Annotated in this window: 16 protein-coding genes; 8 read left to right on the plus strand and 8 right to left on the minus strand. The window is 35.2% G+C overall.

Going from position 1 to position 21,508, the window contains the following annotated elements:
* The first annotated feature begins 71 nt into the window (after positions 1 to 71).
* The 3 genes from G3A46_RS03495 to G3A46_RS03505 all read left to right on the plus strand — a co-directional run bounded on the left by G3A46_RS03495 (position 72) and on the right by G3A46_RS03505 (position 8,279).
* Positions 72 to 6,575, plus strand: coding sequence for a T9SS type B sorting domain-containing protein (locus G3A46_RS03495; protein ID WP_165146268.1), 6,504 nt, complete (start codon positions 72 to 74; stop codon positions 6,573 to 6,575).
* A 91-nt stretch (positions 6,576 to 6,666) separates the two neighbouring features.
* The gene (locus G3A46_RS03500; RefSeq protein WP_206735949.1) at positions 6,667 to 7,668 is read left to right on the plus strand and encodes a type IX secretion system membrane protein PorP/SprF; all 1,002 of its coding nucleotides are present in this window, start codon (positions 6,667 to 6,669) and stop codon (positions 7,666 to 7,668) included.
* 101 nt (positions 7,669 to 7,769) lie between these two features.
* Complete coding sequence (locus G3A46_RS03505) at positions 7,770 to 8,279, plus strand: gamma carbonic anhydrase family protein (protein WP_139855537.1); 510 nt, start codon at positions 7,770 to 7,772, stop codon at positions 8,277 to 8,279.
* Between the two features lie 4 nt (positions 8,280 to 8,283).
* Here G3A46_RS03505 and murI read toward each other — a convergent pair whose 3' ends face one another.
* The 8 genes from murI to G3A46_RS03545 form a co-directional block, all read right to left on the minus strand.
* Complete coding sequence (gene murI / locus G3A46_RS03510; protein ID WP_165146272.1) at positions 8,284 to 9,075, minus strand: glutamate racemase; 792 nt, start codon at positions 9,073 to 9,075, stop codon at positions 8,284 to 8,286.
* A gap of 92 nt (positions 9,076 to 9,167) precedes the next feature.
* Complete coding sequence (locus tag G3A46_RS03515) at positions 9,168 to 9,677, minus strand: OmpH family outer membrane protein (protein ID WP_165146274.1); 510 nt, start codon at positions 9,675 to 9,677, stop codon at positions 9,168 to 9,170.
* Positions 9,678 to 9,799: 122 nt separating this feature from the next.
* Positions 9,800 to 10,636: an OmpH family outer membrane protein gene (locus tag G3A46_RS03520; protein WP_139855534.1), complete on the minus strand. Its 837-nt coding sequence runs from the start codon at positions 10,634 to 10,636 to the stop codon at positions 9,800 to 9,802.
* Between the two features lie 42 nt (positions 10,637 to 10,678).
* Positions 10,679 to 13,252 (minus strand): outer membrane protein assembly factor BamA, encoded by a 2,574-nt coding sequence (bamA, locus tag G3A46_RS03525; protein WP_241836854.1) that lies wholly within the window; start codon positions 13,250 to 13,252, stop codon positions 10,679 to 10,681.
* A gap of 10 nt (positions 13,253 to 13,262) precedes the next feature.
* Complete coding sequence (locus G3A46_RS03530; RefSeq protein ID WP_165146276.1) at positions 13,263 to 14,003, minus strand: isoprenyl transferase; 741 nt, start codon at positions 14,001 to 14,003, stop codon at positions 13,263 to 13,265.
* Between the two features lie 7 nt (positions 14,004 to 14,010).
* On the minus strand, positions 14,011 to 14,715 hold the full coding sequence (locus tag G3A46_RS03535; protein WP_165146278.1) for a DUF6089 family protein: 705 nt from the start codon (positions 14,713 to 14,715) through the stop codon (positions 14,011 to 14,013).
* A gap of 99 nt (positions 14,716 to 14,814) precedes the next feature.
* Complete coding sequence (locus tag G3A46_RS03540; protein WP_165146281.1) at positions 14,815 to 15,699, minus strand: NAD kinase; 885 nt, start codon at positions 15,697 to 15,699, stop codon at positions 14,815 to 14,817.
* A 65-nt stretch (positions 15,700 to 15,764) separates the two neighbouring features.
* Positions 15,765 to 16,421: a CBS domain-containing protein gene (locus G3A46_RS03545; RefSeq protein WP_165146283.1), complete on the minus strand. Its 657-nt coding sequence runs from the start codon at positions 16,419 to 16,421 to the stop codon at positions 15,765 to 15,767.
* A gap of 155 nt (positions 16,422 to 16,576) precedes the next feature.
* Here G3A46_RS03545 and G3A46_RS03550 point away from each other — a divergent pair, with 155 nt between their 5' ends.
* The 5 genes from G3A46_RS03550 to G3A46_RS03570 all read left to right on the plus strand — a co-directional run bounded on the left by G3A46_RS03550 (position 16,577) and on the right by G3A46_RS03570 (position 21,399).
* The gene (locus G3A46_RS03550) at positions 16,577 to 17,290 is read left to right on the plus strand and encodes a pyridoxine 5'-phosphate synthase (protein ID WP_165146285.1); all 714 of its coding nucleotides are present in this window, start codon (positions 16,577 to 16,579) and stop codon (positions 17,288 to 17,290) included.
* Between the two features lie 15 nt (positions 17,291 to 17,305).
* Complete coding sequence (locus tag G3A46_RS03555; RefSeq protein WP_165146287.1) at positions 17,306 to 18,067, plus strand: alpha/beta fold hydrolase; 762 nt, start codon at positions 17,306 to 17,308, stop codon at positions 18,065 to 18,067.
* Positions 18,068 to 18,158: 91 nt separating this feature from the next.
* The gene (locus G3A46_RS03560; protein WP_165146289.1) at positions 18,159 to 19,409 is read left to right on the plus strand and encodes an outer membrane protein transport protein; all 1,251 of its coding nucleotides are present in this window, start codon (positions 18,159 to 18,161) and stop codon (positions 19,407 to 19,409) included.
* A gap of 18 nt (positions 19,410 to 19,427) precedes the next feature.
* On the plus strand, positions 19,428 to 20,960 hold the full coding sequence (locus G3A46_RS03565; protein WP_165146291.1) for a G-D-S-L family lipolytic protein: 1,533 nt from the start codon (positions 19,428 to 19,430) through the stop codon (positions 20,958 to 20,960).
* Positions 20,961 to 21,057: 97 nt separating this feature from the next.
* Positions 21,058 to 21,399 (plus strand): phage holin family protein, encoded by a 342-nt coding sequence (locus G3A46_RS03570; protein WP_165146293.1) that lies wholly within the window; start codon positions 21,058 to 21,060, stop codon positions 21,397 to 21,399.
* Positions 21,400 to 21,508 lie beyond the last annotated feature (109 nt).

Genomic DNA, 21,508 nt, shown 5'->3' on the forward strand with positions numbered 1-21,508 from the left:
TAGGAATAATTTGCAAAATTATAAAAAGGAAATCAGAACATTCAATATATTTGGTATCTTAACACCGAATTATGAAAAAATTAATACTCTCCTTACTTTTTCTAATACCTCTATTAGTATTTTCTCAACAGAATCCAATAGGATTATTTCAACAGTTTAATGGGCGTTACGATTTTACAGCTATAGGTAACACTTTAAATGCCGCTGAAAATGGTGCTTCTTATTGTGATATGCTTACAGAAAGCAGCGCAACATTAAATTTAGCTCCAACCCAAAGCCTAGTTTCTGCTCATCTATATTGGTCTTCAATTGGCCCTGGAGATTTCCAAGTTGATATCAATGGAACAGCAATAACAGCTGAAAGAACTTTTTCACATACTTTTAGAAACCTACCATATTTTGCAGCTTATGCAGATGTTACAAATTTATTGTTGGCTAATGGGAATGGAGTTTATACATTCTCTGGATTGGATGTAATGAATATTCTGTCTGACTACTGTTCGCCTCCAAATGGTTCGGGTAGTGGTACTAACTTTGGAGGGTGGGCCATCTATATAATTTATGAAGACCCAACTGATCCAGATATTTTATTAAACCAGATTAGTCTTTTTGACGGACTTGAAGGTGTTAACGAATTTGCGCATCCAATTGAAATAACACTTACTGATATTTCTGTAGCTTCCGATGAATTATCAAAAATTGGATTTCTTGCTTGGGAAGGTGATAGGTTTATCGATAATCAAGAAAGTTTATATATCAATGGTCAACTAATATCCGATCCACCTTTAAACCCTTCAAATAATGCCTTTAACGGAACCAACTCCTATATTGGTGCTCCTGGAAATGCCCAAAATTATAATATGGACTTGGATTTTTACGATTTAGTAGGAATTGTTGAGCCTGGTGATAGTACTATTGATATTAAACTTACATCAGACCAAGATTGGATAATGGTAAACAATATCATTACCAGCGTAAATTCAGAACTTCCAGATGCTACCATAACTATTGATAATCTTGGGGTGCTGTGTGCAGATAGTACTATAGAAGTAGACTATACCGTATACAATATTAACAGTACTGCAGCATTGCCAGCTGGTACTCCTATAGCATTTTATGCCGATGCAGTTTTGTTAGGGCAAACTCAAACAAATATTGAACTTCCAATTGATGGTAGCGAAAGCGGAACGATAAACCTTAATATTCCTGTAGGTACACCTCAAATATTTACGCTAAAAGCGGTTGTTGATGATAACGGAACAGGGGTGGGAATTGTTCTAGAAACTAATGAAGAAAATAATGAATTTGAGCAAACAATAGATCTAGCAGCACAGGGTTTATTTATAACAGGAAATAACGAAAGTTGCGAAGGTCAAACAGAGACATTAACGGCGAATTTTAACGACTTAGACACTTATAACTGGTTTCTTGATGGAAATCCATATGGTGGTAATACGCCTACAATAAATGTAACCCAGTCTGGGGTTTACACTGTAAGTGGTAATAAAGCCGCTTGTTTTGTGGAAGAATCACCCGCATTTATTGTCACATTCAATCCGCAAGCAGTCGCCCATGAACCATTAGATCTTTTTAGATGCGATAATGGAACCCAAACAAATTTTTTCGACCTTACTCAGAATGATGTAAATGTTTTAGGTGGGCAAAACTCAACTGTTTTTGAGGTTAAGTACTTTGAAACATATTCAGATAGTGAAAATAACATAAGTGCAATTACAACACCAGGGGCTTACCCTATGGTGGGGCCATCACCACAAACAATCTACGTACGTATTCATGACAGAGCACAGGAAATGTGTTACGACCTAGAACAATTTGAGATTTATTATACTCCAATTAGTGTAGGAGTACTTCCATCAATGGCTTTATGCGATCAAGATGAAAATGGTAGTGAGGATGTAAACTTGCCATTAGAGTTTGATGCATTTATTTTGGACGGTCAAAATGCTTCAGAATTTAATATTACATATCATAACACTTTAAATGAAGCTCAAACAAGAGCTAATCCACTGCCAATTATTTATCCAGTTTCTGTTCCAGGCGAAACGATTTTTGCTAGGATTGAGACAGTTATAAATCCAGACTGTTTTTTAACTACTTCTGTTGAAATCACTGTTGATTCACTTCAGGTAGTAAATGAAAACCCTGATCCATTAGTTGCTTGTGATAGTGATAGCAATGGTTTTACAGACTTTTTTCTCCATAATGCAGACGAAGATATTACAGGGGGAGATCCTACTTTAACAGTTACATATCATTATACCTTATCAGATGCACAAACCAACGAAGGGATTTTACCAGAACCGTTCGAGAATATTATTCCATATAATGACGAGGTATATGCAAGAATAGAAAGTCCGAATTCAACTTGTTACACAACTGTTTTGTTAAAGCTTGAAGTACGTGACAGCCCTATGCTAAACGAACCTTCAGTTTATCGTTTATGCGATGACAATAACGATGGTTTTGAAATTTTCAATTTAACAACTAAGCAAGACGAAATACTTAACGGACTTGATCCGTTGCAATACGACATATACTACTATGCATCAGAACAAGATGCTATAGATGCTGGGGTTTCAGCATTAGAAAACCCAGATTTCTCTCAAGCAATTGCAAACCCAACTGCTTATCAAAATATTGTTCCAAATACCCAGGTTATCTATGTTCTTGGAGTTGGTTCAGCAGCTAATACTACTCCTAATAATGGAGGACAGGGATGTTATACAATTGTTGAGTTGGAGCTAATTGTAGAGCCAAGTCCCGTAGGAAATGAACCAGTCGATTATCATTTATGTGATGATACTGTAAATGGAAGTACAGCTACTGACCAAATAAGTACTTTCGATTTAACTTCAAAAAATAATGAAATAACAGGAGGCGTTCCTAATTTAGTTGTTACCTGGTTTGAAACTTTTGCAGATGAAGCTGCCGATAATCCAATAGCTAACCCAACCGCTTATCAAAATACTACAAATGCACAGACTATTGTCGCAAGAGTTGCAAATACTTTTGAATGTAAAAGCCTTGTTACTTTAACATTAGTGGTAGACCCGTTACCAACTCCAGCAGTTCCTGATCCACTTGAACTTTGTGATGAAGGTGATGGATTTGCAGAATTCGACCTTAGTTTGCGTACAAACCAGATAATGAATGGGGAGTTAGACGTAACGGTAAAATATTACCCAACCGAAGCAGAAGCAGAAGTAGGGGGTGCAGGTGAAATTGTAGCTCCTTTCCTATATACAAACGTTGTTGCTTTTAATGATTCTGTATGGGCAAGAGTAGAAAAGAATGTATCTGAATGCTATGCCATTGTGGAGCTGCAACTTATTGTTATTCCATTGCCAGATGCACCAGATGTTAACTTTTTAGATCCGTATATCGTTTGTGATTTAAACGGTGATGGATTTGGAATTTTTGATTTAACAATTCAAAATTCTTCAGTTTATGGAATTCAGAATCCTGCCGATTTTGTGCCAATTTCTTATTATGAAGTTGAATCAGATGCCGAAGCCGGTATTAATCAAATTACGCAAGCAAATGAGTTTTCTAGCATGGGACAAACTATATACGTGCGCTTAGAAAATTTAAATACTGGTTGCTACAGAGTTTCTTCTTTTGATTTAGAAGTTGGGGAATTCCCTGGTTCGGGAACGGCAGAGGATCTTGAACTTTGCGATGATGAAGTTAATGGAAGTACATCAAATGATGAGGTGTCTACATTCGACTTAACAGTGAATACGCCTTTGATAACTAATAATGATGCAACATTAACAGTAACGTACTATAAAGATGCAAACGATTTAGCGAATAATATTCCTATTGATAACCCTACAGCGTTTCAAAACACAAGCAATCCCCACGAAATATTTGTTTCTATTTCAAATCAGCAGGATTGTATGGCAGAGATTTCGTTTAATCTAATAGTAAACCCACTTCCTGTTCCTGTAGAGCCAACACCATTAGTTGTTTGCGATATGGATAACGATGGAATAGTTTCCGATTTTGATTTAGAAAGTAAAAGTGATGAAATTAGTGGAGGTAATACACTTCTTAATGTTAGCTATCACGAAACACTACAAGATGCAAATACAGGTAGTTTTCCATTACAAAGTCCTTATGAAAATATTATAGCTTACAATCAAACGATATTTGTAAGAGTGGCCTACGATGATGAGCCAAATGGGACAGGATGTTTTGATGTTACTACTTTGGAGCTTATCGTTAATCCAACGCCAATTGTTCCTCAAGATTTACCAGATTTAATACTTTGTGGCGACGATAATTTTGCTGTTTTTGATCTTACTGTTCATGAAGATTTAATTTTTGGAAGTCAGTCAACAAATGATTTTACTTTGACATATCATGAATCGGAAGCTTCAGCAGCCTTAGGAACAGATGTTATAGCTCAACCAGAGTCTTATACAAACACAAGCAATCCACAAACGATATGGGTTCGGTTAAGTGATAATGTTACGGAATGCTATAAGCTAGGCGAATTTGATCTTGTAGTTCAAGATGGAGTGCAAATAATAGACCCAACACCATTGTCTTTATGTGATGATTTAGGTGAGGCGAACGACGGAATAACAACTTTTGACCTTACAGTTAAAAACAGTGAAATTACTGGGGGAGTACTTACACATGGAGTTTCTTACTTTATTACAGAAGAAGATGCTCAGGATAATATTAACCCTATAGATCCAGATACAGCTTATGTAAATGTTGACGCTGCAGGTAATGCTATAAATCCTCAAGTACTTTATGTAAGAGTAGAAGATAGTGATAGCGGATGTTTGTCTTTTACAACATTAACCATAAGAGTAAAAAGTAACCCAGAACCTGTTACACCAGACCCTATAGTGCTTTGCGATAACAACTTGATTATTCCTCCGGGACCTTATGATGAAACAGAGCTTTTCGACCTTACTTCTCGCATTAATCAAATTCTGAATGGAAACACCACTTGGACGTTAGATTATTATTTAAGTTATGAAAATGCGGTTTCAGAAACCGACGCTATTCCAGAGGCGGAAACAACATCTTATCAAAACATTAGTAATCCACAAACAATTTACGTTCGTACAACCAATCCTACTTCATTATGTTTTGAAATAGTAGAATTGGAACTAATCGTAAACCCAATTCCTGATGATACTGCTGAGGTTTCTCCTTATGTAGTTTGTATTTCGAATGATAGCGGAATTGGTATTTTCAATTTAGATTCTAAGGTTGATGAAATATTAAATGGTCAGTCTTCATCTATTTTTGAAGTAAGTTTTTATACAGATATACTAGATGCAGAAAATCAAACAAACGCAATTGTAAACACTACTACTTATCAAAATAGAGATGCGAATAACAACGCTATAAATCCACAAACTATTTACACAGGTATTCTCAACACAGAAACAGGATGTTATGTAGGTGGCAATCAATCTTTCGAACTTCAGGTGAATCGAGAGGCACTTGCAAATACACCAGCTCAGCCATTTGTAGTTTGTGACAACCTTCCTCCAAGTGATGGTTTTACAGAATTTGATTTATACGATTTAACAGATCCACAAGTGCAAGATCTTCACAATGAAATTTTAGATGGTCAAGATCCTGCTGATTTCCAATTAACCTTCTATGAAACATTTGAAGGTGCCGAAAGTGGAGAAGGTGCAATTGAATTCCCTTATGTAAACATCATAAATCCACAACGTATCTATGTAAGGGTTACTAATGAAAGCAATACTTTTATTCCGAAATGTTATGCAGTAGTTGAAATGATTTTGAAAGTAAACCATTTGCCAACTATTGTTTTTGATGATGAATATAGATTATGTGTTGATGAAAATGGCAATCCAATTCCTGAGGAAGAGGGAAGTGTGTCGCCACCTGTAATTGATACTGGTTTAGACCCTAACCTGTATTCATTTATGTGGGATTTAAATGGAGTATTAGTGCCTGGTGAAACGGGGCCTTCTATAACTGCTTTGGAAGAAGGGGTATATACAGTTACAATTATTGAAATTGCTACAGGCTGTGAAACCACAGCAAGTACAACGGTTACTTTATCATCTCCACCGCTTACTTATGAGGCTATTTTAAGCAATGGAGCTTTTGCAGGAAATCATATAATAGAAGTGCTCGCTACTGGTATTGGAGAGTATCAATATCAACTTGATAATGGACCATTTCAAACTAGCAATATATTTGAAAATGTAAGTCCTGGAGTTCACTTAATAACTATTAAGGATGTGAATGGTTGCGGATCTGTTACTTTTGAAGTAAGTGTAATAGATTATCCTCAGTATTTTACTCCAAATGAAGATGGTTATCACGATACTTGGAATATTTATGGCATTGGTGCAAGTGACCCAACGGCAAAAATATATATCTTTGATCGCTTCGGAAAATTATTGAAGCAATTAAGCCCTACAGATCAAGGTTGGGATGGAACATATAATGGTACACCATTACCGTCTAGTGACTATTGGTTTAGAGTTGAATATAAAGAAGACGACCAATTAAAAGAATTTAAAGGACATTTTACTTTAAAACGTTAATAGAAAATATAAAGTGTTTAACAAAAAATAGTAAATTACCGAAGATTAGAACAGGCAATTTATCTTACGCTTTATCAAATATTTTATGCACATGAAATTTAAACAATTCCCCATTTTACTGCTACTAATAGTTTCTTTCTGTGGTTATTCACAAGATGGAATTCCAGTTTACTCAGACTATTTTGCAGATAATTTATATCTTATTCATCCATCTATGGCGGGTGCAGCAAATTATAACAAGATTAGACTAACGGCTAGAAAGCAATGGTTTGATCAAAAGGAAGCGCCAAATTTGCAAACATTGAGTGTTAACGCTCGTGTAGGCGAACAATCTGGTCTTGGATTAATTCTGTATAACGATAAAAATGGATACCATTCGCAAACTGGGGGGTATGTAACTTATGCGCATCATATTATGTTTTCCAGAACTGAAGTTGATTTAAATCAATTATCTTTTGGATTAAGTGCGGGAATTACTCAAGGTAGATTGGATGAAACTAGCTTTGATCTATCCGACTTCGATCCTGTTATTGGTGGAATTATTCAGAGTAGCACTTACTTTAATGTAGACGCAGGGTTTTCTTATAACTTTTTAAATTTCTCAAGTCACGTTACTGTTAAGAACATCATTTTTAGAAATAGAAATATTTACAGTGAAGAATTTGAATCGAACAACCAGCGTAAATACTTAGCTTCTATGGCTTACGCAATTGGAAAGTTTGATTCCGATTGGAGTTATGAACCTTCATTTCTATTCCAATGGGCTGAACGTACAGGTGAAAAAACTGTTGATGTAAATATGAAAGCCTATCGCAAAATGGATTTTGGAAAACTTTGGGGAGGGATATCGTACAGAAGAACTTTAGACGGTGCAGAATACTTAGATGGTACAAAAATTGAAAATCAAAAACTTCAATATTTTACTCCAGTTTTAGGGATAGACTTTAACAACTTTATGTTTGCTTATACTTATTCATACCAATCTGGGAATGTTAAATATCAAAGTGGAGGATTTCATCAGATTACCTTAGGTTTCGACTTTTTAGGTGGAAGACCAGCGCCGTATGAATGTAATTGCCCTGCGATTAACTAATTGAAACAGTTTTTATAAGTTACAATAAGGCCTAATACTTAAATTTGTATTAGGCTTTGTTTTATTAATAAATTTGAAATTTACTTTCTTAATATATTCTTATGATAATAAAATCAGTAAACGGAAAACATCCTGAAATACCTGAAAATTGTTTTATAGCTGAAAATGCTACCATCGTTGGCGATGTGGTTATGGGTGATGAGTGTAGTGTATGGTTTAATGCAGTTATCCGCGGAGATGTGAATTATATTAAAATGGGAAATAGGGTAAATGTACAAGATGGAGCGGTAATTCACGCTACCTACAAAACCTCACCTACAACCATTGGTAATAATGTTTCCATAGGTCATAATGCTATCGTGCACGGCTGTACGGTACACGATAACGTGCTGATTGGGATGGGGAGTATTGTGATGGACGATTGCATTGTGGAGAGTAATACCATCATAGCTGCGGGAGCTGTTGTTTCTAAAAACACTGTAGTTGAAAGTGGAAGTATTTACGCTGGAATCCCAGCAAAAAAAATTAAGGATATTAGTCCAGAACTTACAAAAGGAGAAGTTGAACGTATTGCCGAAAATTACGTTATGTATTCTTCTTGGTTTAAATAACTTTCTAAAAGTCTTTTTTTTCTATCGTAATGATTTTAGAATATTCTTTTAAAAGAAATTCTAAAGTACTTGTTTCGGCATTAGTATAGAATTGAAGAGTTGGAGCAGAAGTTTCTTCACGAAGTAAATCCAAGCTCTGTAGTATCGTTTTTGTTTGTCTGGCCACTGCTTCCCCTGAATCAATAATTTTAACGTTGTCTGGTAAAATCATTTTTAATTGAGGGATAATATAAGGGTAGTGGCTACATCCTAAAACCAAATAATCTACATTGGCATCAATCATAGGTTGAATATGCTTCTTTAAAAGAGCCATCATTTCTGGACCCTCTAAATTTCCTTTTTCAATTAAGGGAACCAGTCCTTCTCCTATGATTTCAACAACGTTTATATCTTTAGTGAACTCTTTGGTGGTCTTGCTAAAAAGTGCGCTGCTAAGCGTTCCTTTTGTAGCTAGAATGCCGATACTCTTTGAGTTGGTTTGTAATGCTGCAGGTTTTATTGCAGGTTCTATTCCGATAATTGGAATGTCGTATTTATTTCTAAGTATTGAAATTGCATTTGTAGTTGCTGTATTACAAGCTACAATTATAATCTTGCATTTTAAGCTAAGTAGCTTTTCTACATTTTTAATACTGAGTGCGATAATATCGTCAGCAGATTTATCGCCATAGGGAGCGTTTATGCTATCAGCAAGGTAAATGGTGTGCTCGAAAGGAAGTAGCTTTTCTACTTCTTTCCATATAGAAGTGCCACCCACTCCAGAATCAAAAATCCCTATAGGACTATTTTTATCCATATCGTAAAAGTAGCCAATTCCATTAAAAATATTGCATAAAAAAACTGCCCTTTTGAGGGGCAGTTTTTTTAAAAAGTATAATCTAAAAAGAATTACATTCCTAATTCTTTTTTCACATCAGCCATAAGGTCTTTACCATCGGCAAGAATTACACCACCTCCCATTGTAGAATCCAATACATATTGGTATCCTAGAGATTTAGCAACTCTTTGGATTGTAGATTGAGCTTTTTCAAGAACTGGCTTAAATGTATCAGCTCTTTTCTTATCTAAATCTTGTAATGCTTGTTGTCTGTATGCTTGAATGTTTTCTTGCATTGCTTGAACCTCCTGGAATCTCTTTTGATTTTCTTCGTCGGTTTTTGATGAAGCTTCAGCATCGTATTGCTTCATTTTAGTTTCCCATTCTTTTACCATTGCTTTAATTTCAGTATCGTAAGTCTTTTGAACTTTGTCTAACTGATTTTGAGCAGCTTTATAGTCTGGCATTGACTCAATAAGTTCTTGTGCATTAATATGAGCAATTTTTACTTGAGCGTTTACGAAACTAGTAGCTCCTATCATTAGTGCAACTGCAATTAATAAGGTTTTCATTTTTTTCATCGTAAGTGTATTAAATTTAAGTGTTATTTTAATTAAATTGATTTGGTTATTGTGTTAAAGGTTTAGTGAGATTTAACAACTCATTTATTTATTTCCTATTCCTTACCACTGTTTCCAGGGTTTTAGTTGTTTCTATTTTTTCGAGCATTTAAGATAGAGTCTCTTCTACGTTCTCTTTCTTCGATCATTTTTTGCCTGCGAGCTTCCATTTCAGCTCTTTTTGCATCTCTAATAGAATCGCGTTCTCTTTTACGATCTTCCATCATTTGCTCACGCTCTGTTTTCTTAGCCTCGATGATAGCTTCGCGCTCTTCCTGTTTCTTTTGAATTTCTTCTTCTCTTTCTGAAAGTGCTCCTTCCTCTTCTAAAGAAAGTTTTTCTTTGCGTTCTATTTCACGCTTTTCTTTTTTATCTAAAGCTTGCGTTCTTCTACCAGCACGTTCGATGCTTCTGATCACTAAGTCGCTAATGTCATTTCTTTTTGCTGCAAACAACATTACTACATCTGCAGACTTGTCAAAAATAAAATCGTATTTCTTACCTTCTGCAATTTCTTGAACAATATTAAATACTTGATCTTGAATTGGCTGAACTAATTGTCTGCGCTGAATCATTAAGTCACCATTAGGGCCAAATCGGTCTTGCTGGTACTGAAGCATTTCATCTTCCTTAATTTTTATTTCTTCTTCTCGCTCTTCAATTAATTCTTGTGTTAGTAACACTCTTTCATTGGCAAGATTCAATTTCATCTGATCGATATCTTTTTGCCTTTTTTCGATGTCTTGCTTCCAACGTTGAACTTTTCCTTCTAATTGAATTGACGCTTCTTTATATTCTGGAACACTCTCTAGAATGTATTCCATGTCAATATATCCTATACGAACACCTCGTTGTGCTTCTGCCATGAAGGTAAAGCAAAAAAGGGCAATAGTAAAAAAGAGTATTTTTTTTGTCTTCATAGTTGTTTGGTTGTAGGTTAAGAAAATATCGTGCCAGTTTTTTTAAAATTGTTGTCCGATGATAAAATGTGTCTCCCATCCATTCTTTTCGGTACCTCCTAACGCTGGATCAAATCCATATCCGAAATCGATACCTAAGAGTCCGAATGCTGGCATAAATATACGTAATCCTGCTCCAGCTGAACGCTTGAGTTCGAATGGATTGTAATTTCTAAAGCCATCGTAAGAAGCTCCACCTTCAGCAAAAGCTAATACGTAAATCGACGCCATTTGTGCCAAAGTTACAGGATATCTTACCTCTAACGAAAATTTATTATAAATCGTATTTCCATCAGGATCAGAAAGTCCTTGGTTTGGATATCCTCTCATTTGAATTACTTCTCGTCCATCCAAGCTATAAGCTCCAAGTCCATCACCACCAACAAAGAATCTTTCGAAAGGAGGAACACCACGGTCTTGGTTGTATGCGCCTAAGAACCCTAATTCAGTGTTTGTACGAAGCACAAGCTTATCGTATAAACGTGTGTACCAAGTTCCTTTAAATTTAACTTTATAGTATTCTAACCACTTAAAACGTTCTTGATCAATTTCAGAAATTCTCTGATTTGCATTTACAAAGTTAGGATCGTCCGGTAATGTTTCCAATAATCTAGCTCTTTCATCTTTTAAAGCACCATAATCTACACTGTTAAATGCTGAATATGGAGGGGTAAGTTTAGCAGTAATGCTGAAGTCCGATCCAGAAGTTGGATATATCGGGTTTGTAGCTGTATTGTTTCTGCTTATCCCTATAGTATAGGCTAGGTTATTTGAGTACCCATCACCGAATGTAAATAATCCAGTATTGTAATTATTTAAGTTGTAATGTTGAAAACTAAGAGCATTAGACCACACAAAATAATCATCTGGCCATTTAACCTTCTTAGCTAATCCAAGAGAACCACCAGTAATGGTAAAACTTCTATCTGTATCGGCTCTTCTATTTCTATAGTCGTAGAAATTTTGAATTGTATGTGAGAACGAAGCAGAGAACTGAACTGGTTTTTTACCACCAAGCCATGGTTCTGTAAGGGAAACGCTATAGGTTTGGTAATAGCTACTTGCTTGTGCTCTTAATGAAAGCTTTTGACCGTCTCCCATTGGAAGTGGTTTGTAGCTGTCAAGATTAAAAATGTTTCTTAGTGAAAAGTTGTTGAAGGAAAGCCCTAAGGTTCCAACAAAACCTCCACCACCATAACCACCTTGTAGCTCAACTTGGCTACTTCCTTTTTCAACTACAGAGTATTCAAGGTCTACTAAACCGTTGCTTTCGTCTACTTTTTTGAAATTAGGTGAAAGTTGTTCTGGATCAAAGAATCCTAATTGTCCAAGTTCACGAATAGTACGTACTACATCTCGTTTGCTGTATTTTTGCCCTGGACGAGTTCTAAGCTCTCTGTAAATTACATGGTCATTGGTGCGGTCGTTTCCTACTACTGTAACATGGTCGAAATAGAATAAGTTACGCTCCATGATTCTTATTTCAAAATCGATGGTGTCGTTTCTTACAGCAACTTCTACAGGGTTAATTCTTGCAGCAAGATAACCGTTGTTTTGATAAAGGTTAGTCATATCTTCAGCATCAGGAGAGCTGTCGTCTGCAATACGTTCTTGAAGTAGGGTACCATTGTAAACATCTCCTTTCTTAATACCTAGAACTTGTCGTAATTGTGAATCTGTAAAAACGCTATTTCCTATAAAATCGATATCACCAAAATAGTATTTGTCTCCTTCTTCAAGTTTGATGTCTAATGCTACATTTTTATCATTTAGGATTCGCAAAGAATCTTTAACGATACGTGCATCACGATAACCATTAGACTTGTATTTCTTTAAGATAGATTCTTTGTCTTCTTCAATACCTTCTTCGGTATATTTAGATCTTTTCCAAAAACGCAAAAAGTTTTTACGCTTTGTTTTTTTCATCGCTCTGCGCAATTTTCCATTTGAAAACTGCTCATTACCCTCAAAGTTTATTTTGGTAACTTTTACACGGTTTCCTTTATCAACCGCGATTTTCATGTTTTTAGAAATCTCTACGCCCGTTGAATCCTTAACAGGAGTGGTGGTGATTGTTACATCCGTATTTAAAAAGCCTTCTTTTTTATACTTATTGGTGATGTAGTTGTTGGTAGTAGAAATAAGGTTTTCAGTTATTTTAGCGCCAGCGCTAAGGTTGTTATCCTTAATTATTTCTTTCTTCTTGGCTTTACGAATTCCGTCACCTTCAAAAGTAACTTCATGAAGTTTAGGTAGCTCTACAATGTATAGCTCTAAATCTACTTCATCTCCATTGATATTGGTCACATAGAATGCAATGTCACTAAAAAGGTTTTGTTCCCAAAGTTTCTTAGTAACTTGGCTAAGTTTTTCACCAGGGATATAAATACGATCCCCTTTTTTTAAGCCTGTAAAAGCTATAACGGTTTGTTCGTTAAAGTTTTGAGCGCCTGTTACTACTATTTCGTTAATAGTGTATTTTATGCCGCTGTCAAGTTCTTTTTGCTGTGCCTGTAGTGTAAAAACGGAAAGTATTGTAAATAAAAAAATACAATAAGATTTTCTGTATGTATGCAATAGGGAACTTTTATTTAAGTTGTTCACTGGTTTTTCCAAATCTTCTTTCTCTGTTTTGATAATTTAATATTGCTTCAAAAAGATGGTTTTTAGTATAATCCGGCCAAAGCGTTTCAGTAAAATATAATTCGGCATAAGCTATTTGCCAAAGCAGAAAATTACTGATACGCTGTTCTCCACTGGTGCGGATCAACAAGTCTACATCTGGTAAATTTTGGGTGTAAAGATGATTATTAATTACCGTTTCGTCAATATCGTCCGGCGAAATTAGGTTATTTTTAACTTTAAGACTAATCTCTTTAATTGTTTTTGTTATTTCTTCTCTTGAACCATAGCTTAATGCAAGAGTAAGTGTCATCCTTTTATTATCCTTTGTTTTTTCGATTACATCCAAAAGTTCTTTATGAGCTTTTTTTGGTAATGCATTTAAATTGCCGATAGCATTTAACTTAATGTCGTTATCGTTAAGTGTTTTAATTTCTTTTCTTAAAGATGAAACTAAGAGTTTCATCAATAATTCTACCTCAATTTTAGGTCTTTTCCAATTTTCAGTAGAAAAAGCGTACAGGGTTAAGTAATTAATTCCGATTTCTGCACATCCTTCTACAATTTCTCGAACAGCTTTCGATCCGTTTTCATGCCCAATGGAACGTATAAGACCTTTTTGTTTAGCCCAACGACCATTCCCGTCCATAATAATGGCAAGGTGTTTTGGTAGTCTGTTTTTGTCAATGCTGTTTTTAGAATCCATTGTTGTTTTAAAAATTGCAATAGCAGGGAAGTCTTCCAAAAGAAAAAGTAAACGTTATGCCGCTGAATACATACCAATCATCACTATTGATATTACCAAAATCATTTGCTCTTCGAGGTTCATCTTTCTTTAAATCACTACTACCATCTAAGTTGTCTGTGAGGGTATAACGAGCGCCAATTTCAAAGCCTATCATTGTGCTGTGAGAGAGCTTTGCTTTGTATCCTATTACCATAGGGATTGCAAAATCTATCCCTGTTTGTACTTTTTCCTCTTTTGTATTGCCATCTCTTCTATCTAAAGCTCCTGATGAATCATATAAAAATGAAGTAAAACCAGTGTATAAATATGGGGTGTGAACTTTTTTACCACTGTGAACATTAAAGTCCCAAAAGTTAAATTCTAATCCAATCGACAATTCTTTGATTGAGTTTTCAAATGAATATCCGCGCTGTTCTCTGTTGCTATACCCGCTATCAACATCGTCTCCTTTAATTTTCGCATAAAGAAGAGAGCCTCTAAATGAGTGTCTTGGGCCTCTATTCCATTTAAATATCCCACCTGCTGCAATTGCATTTGGATTTATGTAATTTGTTTTGCCGACATCACCAATATAGTTGGCGCCGCCCAACATTACGCCTACTTCATAGGTTTGAGACTGTGCGCTATACACAGCTAAGAGTAGTAAAAATGCAGTTGCAAAATGCTTCATATAGTTTAAAAGTTTGCAAATATAACAATAAACTTGGCTTGAAATAGACTGAAGCCAAATTGTCTTAAATGATTAACAAGTTTTAGTTTGTTTTATTGTTTAATTTCTCTTGTCTTCGCCCCATAACAATTTTTTTCGAAGGGTTTTAATAAAGCTGTCATCGTTTAATTGAACTAGTTTAATAGTAAAATCGGCCTTTTTTATAACAATCTTCGTTTCATTTTTTAAAGTGGCAATCCTGGAATCCATGGACATTAAAAAAGTTTCCTCACGTCCATAAACTTTTAGAGTTACTGTGTTTGAATCTGCAATAACTAAAGGTCTTGCATTTAAATTGTGTGGTGCAATAGGGGTTAGAATCATATTTTTTGAATCAGGGTCTATTACGGGACCTCCACAACTTAAAGAGTAACCGGTAGATCCGGTAGGTGTAGCAACAATCAATCCGTCAGACCAATAGGAGGTAAGGTATTTATCGTTTACCAAGGTCTCAACTTTTATCATAGATGTTGTGTTGCGTCTATTTACCGCAACTTCATTCAGTGCAAAATTAAGTGTAGGTACTTCTTCGCTCTCGGGTATAGTTTCTACCGTTAGTAGGCTGCGTTCAGAAATAATATATTCTCCTTCTAATATTTGATTGAGACTTTCAGTAATGGTTTCTTTCTGTATAGTCGCCAAAAAACCTAGTCGCCCAGTGTTGATTCCAACAATTGGAATACCTAAATCCCCAACAAATGTCACAGCCTTCAAGATGGTGCCGTCACCTCCAATACTGAAAAATAGGTCGAAACTAGAATCAAGTTTTGTAAAGGTTGAACACTCTGAAAAGTTTTTAGTGATTTCTTGATTTTGATTAATAATTTCAAGAAAATTTTCCTCTATCAGAACTTTCGCAGCCTTTTTTTGAAGTGCATCCAGTAACATCTGAATGTATATTTCTGAATTTTTGTGATAAAACTGACCGTAAATTCCTATTTTCATTTAGTTAGTTTAGAAGATTGGAGTGCTGTATTAAAAATTAAATTTGTTCGGGTAAGGTTATTGTTTTAGATGTTTAAATACTTGTCTAGATATTTGGAACGCTCTTTCAAATCTTCCACAAATTTATCTTCTTCGTGTTGACTTATGATGTTGTATTTATATCGTCTAAATGTTTGAACGATGCTATTCATTGCGGTATGACCAACTTTTACTGTAAGTTGAACAGTGTCTTCTGTGATTTTTGAAATAAATATCCCAAAAATTCTAGTGCCATTAGATTCTACTATCTGACAAGCTTCGCTAAAAGAATAATCCTGAATGCCTTTTTCAACTACAATGATGCCACCTGTTTCATTTAAAAAAGGAGTATTATTAAAAAGGCTCATTATATCACCTAATTCGAAATAACCAAGGTACTTATTGTCTTTACCTAAAACCGGCATTACGTTGCTATTGTGTAATGCAAAAGCCTCTAAAACGTCAAGCCAATTGGTATCTTCCAGCACGTGGAAAGGTTCTAGAGCGTATTGATAGTCACTAAGGAGTTTACTATTATCAAAACAATATGCGTCATTTTCGGATACACAACCTATAAATTCCCCGTCTTTTTCAACAGGTACGTGCGAATAAGTTAGCTGATTAAAAACGGTTTGCACGTCTTTAATATTAGCTGAAATGTCGAATGGTTCAATATCGTTGATAATATAATTTATGGTCTCCATTAGATATTTATTTAAAATGCAAATTACTTAAAATATAAGTTCCTTTCCGTCCTTAAGGTTTGTATTTTTGTTAAAAATGCATTTGTTGAATCTGATTGAGTTTATTTTCGGGTTTAATAGGTTTTAATTATTATTACAAAATAACAATTTATTCAATGACAAAGTTAAGCGTTAATATAAATAAAATAGCTACTCTTCGTAATGCACGAGGTGGTAATGTGCCAAACTTATTAAGGATGGCAGAGGATATTCAGAAGTTTGGAGCTCAAGGAATCACTATTCATCCACGGCCGGATGAACGTCATATTCGGTATCAAGATGCTTACGATTTAAAATCTATAGTTACTACGGAATATAATATTGAAGGAAATCCAATGGATAACTTCACAAAAATGGTATTAGAAATTAAACCTACCCAAGTTACTCTTGTACCAGATGCCGTAGACGCTATAACTTCTAATGCTGGATGGGATACGGTTAAACATAAAGATTATTTAAAAGAAATTATTTCAGAATTTAAGAATAACGGAATTCGTACCTCAATCTTTGTCGACCCCACATTAAAAATGATTGAAGGGGCTGCCGAAACGGGAACAGACAGAATTGAATTGTACACTGAAGAATTTGCAGATCAGTACGCGCTAGGAAACAAAGATGCTATAAAGCCTTATACCGAATGTGCAGTTCTTGCAAACCAATTAGGTTTGGGAATTAATGCGGGGCACGATCTTTCATTAGATAATATTCAATTTTTTAAAGAAAATATTCCTAACCTTTTAGAGGTGAGTATAGGCCACGCTCTAATAAGTGAGGCGCTATACGATGGCATAGAAAAAGTTATTGCAGGGTATTTACAAAGACTTAAATAATAAATAAAATTTCACATGATTTTACATTCACAAATTCTCGGCTCCGGACAAGCTTTCGTAATACTCCACGGCTTTCTCGGTATGAGCGATAATTGGAAAACACTTGGTTCTAGATGGGCAGAAGATGGATATGAAGTTCACTTGGTTGATCAACGAAATCACGGTAGAAGTTTTCATCACGATGAATTTTCCTATGAAATAATGGCGGATGATTTAAAGAGATACTGCGATGAACACAATTTGAAACAAATCATATTATTAGGTCATTCAATGGGTGGAAAAGTTGCTATGCAATTTGCAGTAAGTTATCCCGAAATGGTTTTAAACCTAATTGTTGCAGATATTGGTCCAAAATTTTATCCTTCTCATCACCAAGATATTTTAAAGGCCCTTTCAGAATTAGATTTCTCAAAAATTAAATCTCGTAGTGAGGCCGAAGATATATTGGCAACATACATTAAAGATGAAGGCACAAGACTGTTTCTTCTTAAGAATCTGTATCGAAAAGATAAAAAAGAATATGGTCTTCGTATAAATCTTCCTGTATTAACAGATAAAATTGAAGCTATTGGTGTTGCACTTGCCGAAGATTCCATTTACGAAGGTGAAACTTTGTTTTTAAGTGGCGAAAAGAGTGGTTACATTGAGCCTATGGATGAAATTTTGATTAAAAAACACTTCCCGAAAGCCAAGATTCAGACTATTTCAAATGCAGGTCATTGGCTTCATGCAGAAAATCCTGAAGAATTTTATGATAATGTTATGAATTTTTTATAATATTGTAAGAACGGTTATTATGCACGCATAATAAAAATCATTTTAAACTTACCAATAACCTCACAAATTAACTCTAAAGAATTAAAAAATTATGAAAAAAGTATTAGTACTTGCTGTATTTGCACTCGCAACTGCGGTAACTTATGCGGGCGGGTACCGTGTAAGTCTACAGGGTAATAAGTCCCTTGCAATGGGCCACACGGGTGTTGCAGTTATAAATAGCAGTGAATCTGTGTTTTTTAACCCTTCTGCATTAGTCTATTTAGAAAATAAACTTAGTATTTCTGCTGGTGCGCACGGTGTATTAGCAAACATATCCTATCAAAATGAAACTACAGGAGCAAGTGACCAAACTAAAAGTCTGTTAGGAACGCCATTTTATTTTTATGCATCATATCAAGCAACAGATTGGTTGGCTTTTGGTCTTGGGGTATATACACCTTATGGAAGTTCTGTAGAATATGATAAAGACTGGGTTGGTTCTCATCTTGTAAACAATATAGACCTACAAGCAGTATATGTTCAGCCAACAGTTTCGTTCAAAATAAATGAAAAATTAAGTGTTGGTGGTGGACCAATATATGTAAATGGATCTGTAAACTTTAACAGAAACTTAAACCGTACACTTACCGATCTTGATGGAAATCGTTCGAATGTAACAATTGACGCAAGTGGTGTAACTGCTTGGGGATGGGTAGCGAGTACAACTTTTAATTTTACTGATAATTTAAGAATAGGTGCAACTTACCGTTCTGAAATGATTTTAGAAGCAGAAGGTGGAGATGCAACTTTTGAGAATATTCCAAATTCTCCATTAACTCCTTTTGAAGATACTAAGATTGATGCTGCTATGCCTCTACCAGCAGAATTGATGGTTGGTATGTCTTATAAATTTGCAGAAAACTGGTTATTCGCTTTCGATTACAACCGTACATATTGGAATGTATACGAGTCTTTAGATATTGATTTTGCTAATCCAGCAATTCCAGATTCTTATAACCCACGTAACTACAAGAACTCTTCTGCTTATCGTTTTGGATTACAATACGAAGCAACAAAGATGTTTACGCTAAGAGCAGGATACTACTTTGATGAAACTCCAGTTCAGCCAGGTTTCTTCGCACCAGAAACTCCACGTGGTGATAGTAACAACTTTACTGCAGGTTTAACAGTGAATATTGGTGAGAACCTACAAATTGATGCATCTTTCCTTTTCTCACACTTTAAAGAAATTGATGCTTCATACGACCATTACTTAGAAAATGGTATAGCTGTTCCTTTTGGTGGAACATACAAAACCAATGCTTTTGTTCCTGGTCTAGGAGTTACTTATAAACTATAATTTGAAAAATTCAGAAAGATGAAAAACTTATTAAAATATACATTCGCAGCATTGACAATAGGTCTTGTAAGCTGTGAGCCAGAATTTGACAGCCCTGTAACCGATGGTGGGTTTTATAGTAGTGGATCTGCTAACTTATCAAAGTATGTAGCAGTTGGGAACTCTTTGACAGCTGGTTATGCAGATGGCGCATTATATATTACTGGTCAAAACAATAGTTATCCAAATATAATGGCACAGCAATTCGAATTTGTTGGCGGTGGAGATTTTACTCAACCATTAATGAATGATAATATTGGTGGATTATTATTAGGTGGAAACCAAATTGCTGAAAACAGACTTGTTTTAGCTGTTGGTGCAGATGGTAATCCAGCTCCAGTTCGTTTAGATGGAACTCCAACTACAGATGTTACTAACAAATTAAGTGGGCCTTTCAACAATATGGGAGTACCTGGAGCAAAAAGTTTTCACTTGGTAACTCCAGGATATGGAAATGTGGCAGGAGTGCCAGTTGGAACTGCTAACCCATATTTTGCACGTTTCGCTAGTAGTGAAAATGTGAAAGTTATTGAGGATGCGGCTGCTCAAAGCCCTACTTTTTTTAGTCTTTGGATTGGAAATAATGATATTCTAAGTTACGCAACTTCTGGAGGTTCGGGAGTTGATCAAACTGGAAATCAACAACCATCAACATACGGAAGTAATGATATTACCGACCCTGGTGTATTTGCTGCTGTATATAGCCAACAAGTAGAAGCATTAACTGCTGGAGGAGCGAAAGGTGTATTGGTAAATATTCCTGAAGTAACTTCTATCCCATATTTTACTACTGTTCCTACTAACGCTATTCCATTAGATGCAGCTACAGCTGCTGCAGTAAATGCTAATTTCGCAGGATATAATACTCAAATTTTACCAGGCTTAGCAGGTATGGGTATTATCTCGGCTGAAGAAGCTGCAATGCGTATGATAAACTTCTCTGCAGGACAGAATTTTCCAATTACTACAGATAAAGATTTAACAGATATTACAGCTATTTTACAAGGGCCTCCATTTAACTTACCAGCTCCAACAGCTGCTTTGTTAGGCCAATTACGTCAAGTAAACTCAGACGACCTTATTGTTTTAACAGCATCGTCTGTGTTAGGTTCTACTCCAGACCCTAACAATCCACAAGGTGTTGTAGGAGTTAGTATTCCATTGGCAGACCAATTTGTGTTAGCTAAGTCTGAACAAGATAGAATTACAGCTGCAACCAATTCATATAATGCTACAATTCAAGGTTTAGCTAGTGCAAAAGGACTTGCTTTTGTAGATGCAAAAACTGCGCTAGCAAGATTATCGGATGGTGGAATTCCTTATGATGGGGGAGTATTAACTTCTCAGTTTGTAACTGGAGGTGCTTTCTCTTTAGATGGTGTTCACCCAACTGCTAGAGGATATGCTTATACAGCAAATATGATGATTCAGGCAATAAACGATACGTACGACGCTACGATACCAACGGTACAAATAGGATATTACCCTACGATTACGCTTGCAAATAATTAATTTTATCGATTAATTTAATTGGTTATAACCGCTCTCATTTGAGAGCGGTTTTTTTATTATATTTACTCAAAGCTTAAATTAACTAAAAACACCTTTTATGAAACTAATTGTAAAATTGTTGCTTACTGCTTTAGCCGTGGTGGTTTTGGCAAAAATCCTTCCTGGTGTAGCTGTAGAAGGTTATGGTTCAGCTGTAATTGTTGCTATTGTTATCGCATTGTTAAGATTAATTGTAAAGCCAATCTTAGTGGTCTTAACTCTGCCTATAACAATTGTCACTTTTGGTTTATTCCTATTAATAATCAATGCTATTATTATTTTACTTGCAAGTTATTTTGTGGATAGTTTCGATGTAACTACTATTTGGTGGGCTTTACTCTTTAGTTTATTGCTTTCTGTTTTTCAGTCAATTTTATTTTCACTACTACCCGAAGATTAAAAAAAACTTCTGTTAATTGATTTTTTTTACTCTTTTCAGATCTGATTAGGATACCTTGTTTTTCTTAACCTTAAACAATAAATGGTAGGTTATTTCACTTTAAATCAAC

The organism is Aequorivita sp. KMM 9714 (genome assembly GCF_011065475.1).
Classification (GTDB): Bacteria; Bacteroidota; Bacteroidia; order Flavobacteriales; family Flavobacteriaceae; genus Aequorivita; species Aequorivita sinensis.

Bases quoted from the DNA above. Each gene is read 5' to 3' on its own strand.
- G3A46_RS03495 (WP_165146268.1), top strand. From the start codon at position 72: ATGAAAAAATTAATACTCTCCTTACTTTTTCTAATACCTCTATTAGTA.
- G3A46_RS03500 (WP_206735949.1), top strand. From the start codon at position 6,667: ATGAAATTTAAACAATTCCCCATTTTACTGCTACTAATAGTTTCTTTC.
- G3A46_RS03505 (WP_139855537.1), top strand. From the start codon at position 7,770: ATGATAATAAAATCAGTAAACGGAAAACATCCTGAAATACCTGAAAAT.
- murI (WP_165146272.1), bottom strand. From the start codon at position 9,075: ATGGATAAAAATAGTCCTATAGGGATTTTTGATTCTGGAGTGGGTGGC.
- G3A46_RS03515 (WP_165146274.1), bottom strand. From the start codon at position 9,677: ATGAAAAAAATGAAAACCTTATTAATTGCAGTTGCACTAATGATAGGA.
- G3A46_RS03520 (WP_139855534.1), bottom strand. From the start codon at position 10,636: ATGAAGACAAAAAAAATACTCTTTTTTACTATTGCCCTTTTTTGCTTT.
- G3A46_RS03530 (WP_165146276.1), bottom strand. From the start codon at position 14,003: ATGGATTCTAAAAACAGCATTGACAAAAACAGACTACCAAAACACCTT.
- G3A46_RS03535 (WP_165146278.1), bottom strand. From the start codon at position 14,715: ATGAAGCATTTTGCAACTGCATTTTTACTACTCTTAGCTGTGTATAGC.
- G3A46_RS03540 (WP_165146281.1), bottom strand. From the start codon at position 15,699: ATGAAAATAGGAATTTACGGTCAGTTTTATCACAAAAATTCAGAAATA.
- G3A46_RS03545 (WP_165146283.1), bottom strand. From the start codon at position 16,421: ATGGAGACCATAAATTATATTATCAACGATATTGAACCATTCGACATT.
- G3A46_RS03550 (WP_165146285.1), top strand. From the start codon at position 16,577: ATGACAAAGTTAAGCGTTAATATAAATAAAATAGCTACTCTTCGTAAT.
- G3A46_RS03555 (WP_165146287.1), top strand. From the start codon at position 17,306: ATGATTTTACATTCACAAATTCTCGGCTCCGGACAAGCTTTCGTAATA.
- G3A46_RS03560 (WP_165146289.1), top strand. From the start codon at position 18,159: ATGAAAAAAGTATTAGTACTTGCTGTATTTGCACTCGCAACTGCGGTA.
- G3A46_RS03565 (WP_165146291.1), top strand. From the start codon at position 19,428: ATGAAAAACTTATTAAAATATACATTCGCAGCATTGACAATAGGTCTT.
- G3A46_RS03570 (WP_165146293.1), top strand. From the start codon at position 21,058: ATGAAACTAATTGTAAAATTGTTGCTTACTGCTTTAGCCGTGGTGGTT.